At 54.0% G+C, this 607-nt stretch carries 1 protein-coding gene; it reads right to left on the bottom strand.

What is annotated here, in order from left to right; all coding sequences use genetic code 11:
• Positions 1 to 25: 25 nt before the first annotated feature.
• On the bottom strand, positions 26 to 607 hold a 582-nt coding region (locus ACOCD2_RS25040; RefSeq protein ID WP_419589937.1), incomplete at its 5' end, for a DUF5655 domain-containing protein.

Here is a 607-nt window from a genome sequence, read left to right as displayed (position 1 = left end):
GAGGATGAAAGCGGTAATCGACAGACTATTCATCTGCGCCATTACCCATCTGTTTTTCAAAAGATTGCCGCACCAGACCCAGCACATAGGGCAGTCCGTCAAATGAAGACAGACCCACCTCCACATCGCCATTGCCCCAGCGCCCCAGGCCGGTGACGTCTTTGCACAGGCCTTTGGGGTCGTCGATATCGGGGAATGGCATATTCAGTGAAAGACGCAGGCGTTTGGCCTGGGGTACGACATCCACAAAATTGGTTTCGGCCTTGTAGGCCACGTAGAGTTTTAGAAACTCTTCTGACACGACCGGATCTGGCGCCAGCACCTGTTTACGGAATGCATCAAACAGATCACGCATTGAACCGGAAGCCAGGTGTGGATGGTCTTCAATGGTGTAGTTAGCCGATGTAATCGTCGGTGAGGGTTTATAGGCAGCCAGTAATTCTGCATCCAGCGCCGGATCCTGCCATACAGAAACTGCCTGGGCCGCAAGCCAGGCAGCCCGCCCCTCAATGGCGTCCTTATTCCAGGTTCCTTCCGCCCCCAGGTTCTTGTTCAGGTGCAATGGACTCTGGGCAAAGCCACCTTCGATATTGCACTTCTCGGCAAA

This window comes from Thiolapillus sp. (assembly GCF_048562965.1).
Lineage (GTDB): Bacteria > Pseudomonadota > Gammaproteobacteria > Chromatiales > Chromatiaceae > Thiolapillus > Thiolapillus brandeum_A.
This window is presented reverse-complemented; position numbering and strand designations above follow the sequence as displayed.